General features: G+C 71.3%; 4 protein-coding genes. 1 reads left to right on the top strand and 3 read right to left on the bottom strand.

Translation table 11 applies throughout. The features are described 5' to 3' along the window. Positions 1-37 precede the first annotated feature (37 nt). From ETD83_RS39375 to ETD83_RS39385, 3 genes are all read right to left on the bottom strand, one after another. Entirely contained in the window at positions 38-1,030 is a 993-nt protein-coding gene (locus tag ETD83_RS39375) for a HAMP domain-containing sensor histidine kinase (protein WP_230421495.1), read from the bottom strand. A 77-nt stretch (positions 1,031-1,107) separates the two neighbouring features. Beyond that, complete coding sequence (locus ETD83_RS39380) at positions 1,108-1,809, bottom strand: response regulator transcription factor (protein WP_138650319.1); 702 nt, start codon at positions 1,807-1,809, stop codon at positions 1,108-1,110. 95 nt (positions 1,810-1,904) lie between these two features. Beyond that, the gene (locus tag ETD83_RS39385) at positions 1,905-3,380 is read right to left on the bottom strand and encodes a glutamate--cysteine ligase (protein WP_138650321.1); all 1,476 of its coding nucleotides are present in this window, start codon (positions 3,378-3,380) and stop codon (positions 1,905-1,907) included. Between the two features lie 157 nt (positions 3,381-3,537). Between ETD83_RS39385 and ETD83_RS39390 the strand changes: the two genes are divergently transcribed. Continuing rightward, on the top strand, positions 3,538-4,890 hold a 1,353-nt coding region (locus ETD83_RS39390; RefSeq protein ID WP_138650323.1), incomplete at its 3' end, for a sensor histidine kinase.

The raw sequence follows: 4,890 nt of genomic DNA on the forward strand, positions 1-4,890 counted from the left end.
TCTTCGGGGGTGCTGGACGAGTCCTCGGGCGGGTTCGTCATGCGGGTTCTCCGATGTTCGGGGGGATCGTGACGCGGATGCGGCAGCCGCGCGGGGTGTCCAGGACGGTGATGTCGCCGCCGTGCAGGTCCGTCGCCCAGCTCGCGATGGCGAGGCCGAGGCCGGTGCCGCCGCCGGGCGTCCCGGCGCGCGGGCCCGGCGAGGAGCCGCGGGAGAAGCGCTCGAAGACGCGGACGCGTTCCTCGGGCGGGATGCCGGGCCCTTCGTCGGCCACCTCGATGACCAGGCCGCCCGGCGGGCTCCCAGGGAACGGGCGTGCCGTGATGGTCACCGGACGCCCGTCCGGGCCGTGCCGGGCGGCGTTGTCCAGCAGGTTCGCGACGATCTGGTGGAGTCGGTCGCGGTCGGCCGCGGCGCGCAGCCCCGGCGTGATGTCGGACTCGAACACGGCGTCCGGGCGTCCGGCGGCGGCCTCCGCGGCGACGTCGGCGACGAACGCGGCCACGTCGATGTCGGTGACGTCCAGCGTCGCCGCGCCCGCCTCGACCCGTGACAGGTCGAGGAGCTGGGTGACGAGGCGTCCGAGCCGTTCGGTCTGGTCGAGGGCGGTTTCGAGGACGTCGGGCGTCGCGGGCGTGACGCCGTCCGCGACGTTCTCCAGCACGGCCCGCAGCGCGCTGATCGGGGTGCGCAGCTCGTGCGACACGTTCGCGACGAACTCGCGGCGCTGCCGGTCGACCTCGGCGAGGTCGGCGGCCATCCGGTTGAACGCCTGCGCCAGTTCGCCGACCTCGTCCCGGGACGTGGCCCGCACCCGGCGGCTGTAGTCGCCGCCCGCCATCGCCCGCGCCGCCGCCGTCATCTCGCGCAGCGGCGCGGTCATCCCGTGCGCGAGCAGCTGGATGACGACCAGGGAGATGATCACGCCGACGGGCAGCGTCTCCCGGGCCCGGAACCCCAGCGGGTACCCCCACAGCACGATCAGGACAGCGACGCACGCGGTGGCGACGACCACGACGCCGAACTTCACCTTGATGGACCGTAGCGGGTCCAGCGGCCGCGGAAGCCTCGCCCACAACCTGTGGATAAACCCGCGCGGGACGGCGGTCACGATGCCGCGTCCAGGCTGTAGCCGACGCCGTGGACGGTCCGGATCAACCCCTGCCCGAGCTTGCGGCGCAGTGCCTTGACGTGGCTGTCGACGACCCGCGTCCCGGACGCGTCCGCCCAGTCCCACACCTGTTCGAGCAGGACGGCCCGGGTCAGCACCGTGCCGCGGTTGCGCAGCAGGCAGGTGAGCAGGTCGAACTCGGTCGGCGTGAGATGCACCTCGCGCCCCTCCAGCCGCACGCGCCGCCCCCGCTGGTCGACCTCCAGCGGCCCGAAGCGCACGGAGCCTGCCGCGTCATCAGCGACGGCCGCGCCTGACTGCGGGCGTTCGACGCGGCGGAGCACGGCGCGGATGCGGGCCACGAGCTCCCGCATGCTGAACGGCTTCGTCACGTAGTCGTCGGCGCCGACGCCGAGGCCCACGATCAGGTCCGTCTCGTCGTCGCGGGCGGTCAGCATCAGCACGGGCACGGGACGTTCCGACTGGACGCGGCGGCAGACCTCCAGCCCGTCGAATCCGGGCAGCATCACGTCCAGCACGATGAGGTGCGGCTCGTACGCGCGGGCGCGCTCGACCGCGGTGGGCCCGTCGCCGGCGACATCGACGCCGAACCCCTCCGCGACCAGCCGGTCCGCGATGGCCCGCGCGATCGTCGGCTCGTCCTCGACGACGAGGATCCGCGTCTCGTTCCCTGTCACGGACCAGACTCTAGAAGCCCGTTATGTATGTGATGAGCGCGATATGTGCAGGACTTGTGAAGATCCCGGGGGTTCCAGGGGGTCGCCCCCCTGGGCTATAGAGGCCAGGTGTGGACGGGGGCGTTGTCGCTCATGTGGTCCACGTAGGAGCGGATCATCATGCGGAGTGCCTCGTGCCGTGAGACGCCGCTGGAGTTCTCGATGGCGTCGACGGTGGCTATCTGCCAGGCGGCGCCGGTCTGGCCGGTGACGCAGCGGCGTTCGATGATGCCTAGGAGACGGTCGCGGCGGGACGGGTCGACGCCCCACCGCTTCAGTCCCTCGTGGGCGAGCGGCAGGAGTTTGCGGAGGATGAGTTCGGCGGCGGGGACCTCGCCCATGCCGGGCCAGTACAGGGTGGATTCGAGGCCGTCGCGGGCGGCGCGATGCAGGTTGTCCTCTGCGGTCGCGAAGGACATCCGCGTCCAGACAGGGCGTTCGTCTTCGGCGAGCATGCGGACGACACCGTAGTAGAAGGCGCCGTTGGCGATGACGTCGGCGACGGAGGGTCCGCCGGGCAGGACGCGGTTCTCCACGCGAAGGTGCGGCCGGCCCTTGACGACGGCGTAGATGGGGCGGTTCCAGCGATAGATCGTCCCGTTGTGGAGGGTCAGTTCGCCCAGTTCGGGGATGCCGCCGTCGTCGAGGACCGCGCGGGGGTCCTCGTCGTCGCAGAGGGGGAGCAGTGCGGGGAAGTAGCGGGTGTTCTCCTCGAAGAGGTCGAAGACGGACGTGATCCAGCGTTCGCCGAACCAGACCCGTGGCCGGACGCCCTGCGCCTTCAGCTCGTCCGGACGCGTGTCGGTGGACTGCTCGAACAAGGTGATGCGGGTCTCATGCCAGAGCCTGTGCCCGAACAGGAACGGGGAGTTCGCGCCGATCGCGACCTGCGCGCCCGAGATGGCCTGGGCGGCGTTCCAGTAGGCGCCGAACTGGTCGGGGCTGACCTGCAGGTGGAACTGGACGCTCGTGCACGCCGCCTCGGGGGTGATGGTGTCGGCGTGCATGTGCAGCGGTTCTGGTCCGTCGATCGCGATGCGCATCTCCTCGCCGCGCGCGGCGAAGATCTGGTCGTTGAGCATTTTGTAGCGCGCGTTGGAGGAGAGTGTCTCCTCACCGATGTCCGACCGCCGCAGGGTCGGCAGGATGCCGATCATGGCGAGCCGTCCGCCGACCTCGCGGGCGCGGGCGTCGGCGTGGTCGAGATGGTCGCGGACCTCCGCCTCCAGTTCGCCGGTGCCCGTCCCGCCGAGTTCCCGGGGCGGGATGTTGATCTCCAGGTTGAACTGGCCGAGCTCCGTTGCCCAGGCCGGGTCGGCGATCGCCTTGAGCACGTCCGCGTTGCGCATCAGCGGATCGCCGACTGAGTCGATGAGGTTGAGCTCGATCTCCAGCCCGATGTGGGGGCGCTGGAAGTCGAACTGGGATTCGCCCAGCATGCGGGCCAGCACGTCGAGGCACCTGCGGACCTTGTCGCGGTACCGCCGCCGGTCCTCGCCGCTGATGGTGACCGAAGCCACGTCCCTGCCCATGTGTCCGTCCCTGTACTTCGGAGGAACCGTCTTAAACGGGATCTCCTGGTGCGAGTAGGTGAAAACCCGGCGCAAAGGTTTCGGACTCCCGATTTGTGACCGGCGGGTAGCGTGTGTGCTTCGTCCGAAACCTGGCTATTCCCAGCGGGGAGGACCTATGCGCATGCGGCCCCGGTCCATTCAGGCCAGGGACACCCTCATCGCCGCCGTGATAGCCGCCCTGGTCCTGGGCGTGGCCGCGGTGGGCGTCGACTTCGCCTTGCGCACCAGGATCGAGACCGATCTTCTCCAGGGGACGCAGGTCGAGGGCCGGCGGGTGAGCGGCGGGGTCCGCGACGGGACGCTGGAGGGCCAGATCGCGGACGGGACCCGCGGCCGGATACTGATCCAGGTCGTCGAGCCCGGCGGGCGCGTCACAAATGCGACACCGGCCGCAACGGACAGGCCGCCGGTGAGCAGACTCTGGCCGTCGAGCAATGTGCGCGTCCGCGACTACATCGAATGCCGCGGCGTCTGGCCGGACCGCGAGTGCTTCGTCATCGAGGCCATCCGCGTCTCCACCGCCCCCGACTCCGTCGTCGTGTACGCGTCGGAGCCGCTCCCGTCCTACCTGGTCAACGGGCTCCTGGAGGCGGCGCTCGGCCTGGGCGTGCTGCTCCTCGCCGGGTGCGCCGCGTGGATCACCTGGCGGATCGTCGGCCGCACCCTCGGCCCGGTCGAGGCGATCCGCGCCCAGCTCGCCGAGATCAGCGCCACCGATCTGAGCCGCCGCGTGCCCGAGCCGTCAGGGCAGGACGAGATCGCGCAGCTCGCCCGCACCGCCAACGCGACGCTCGACCGGCTGGAACGTGCCGTCGGACGGCAGCGGCAGTTCGCCTCCGACGCGTCCCACGAGCTGCGCACCCCCATCACCGCGCTCCGCGCCAACCTGGAGGACGCGTCGATGCACCCCGACGACAACGACCTGCGGGCCGTCGTCACGTCGGCGCTGCGCGACACCGACCGGCTGGAGTCGATCGTCACCGACCTGCTCCTCCTCGCCCGCATCGGCACCGGCGGCCCGAACGCGCAGGAGCCGATCGACCTGGCCGAGCTCGCGGACGCGGAGATCAGCAGCCGCGCCTCCGGCCGGAAGGTCCAAACGGTGCCGGCGGGACGGGTGCCGGTGCGCGGCGTCCGCATGCAGCTCGTGCGGCTGCTGGGCAACCTGCTGGACAACGCCGACCGGTACGCCGAGTCGTCGATCATGGTCGAGGTGACCCGGGAGGGCGCCCAGGCGCTGCTCACCGTCACCGACGACGGCGTGGGCATCGCGCCCGCCGACCGCGAACGCGTCTTCGAGCGCTTCACCCGCCTCGACACCGCCCGCAGCCGCGACGCCGGCGGCACCGGCCTCGGCCTCGCCATCGCCCGCGAGATCGCCCAGGCACACGGCGGAACCCTCCGGATCGAGGACCACCCGTCGTCCGGCGCCCGCTTCGTCCTCCGCCTCCCCCTAGTCACCACCCTC

This window comes from Actinomadura soli (assembly GCF_005889715.1).
In the GTDB taxonomy this organism is placed as follows: Bacteria; Actinomycetota; Actinomycetes; order Streptosporangiales; family Streptosporangiaceae; genus Spirillospora; species Spirillospora soli.

Excerpts from the sequence above, each read along its gene's own strand:
- ETD83_RS39385 (WP_138650321.1), bottom strand. The coding sequence starts at position 3,380 with ATGGGCAGGGACGTGGCTTCGGTCACCATCAGCGGCGAGGACCGGCGG.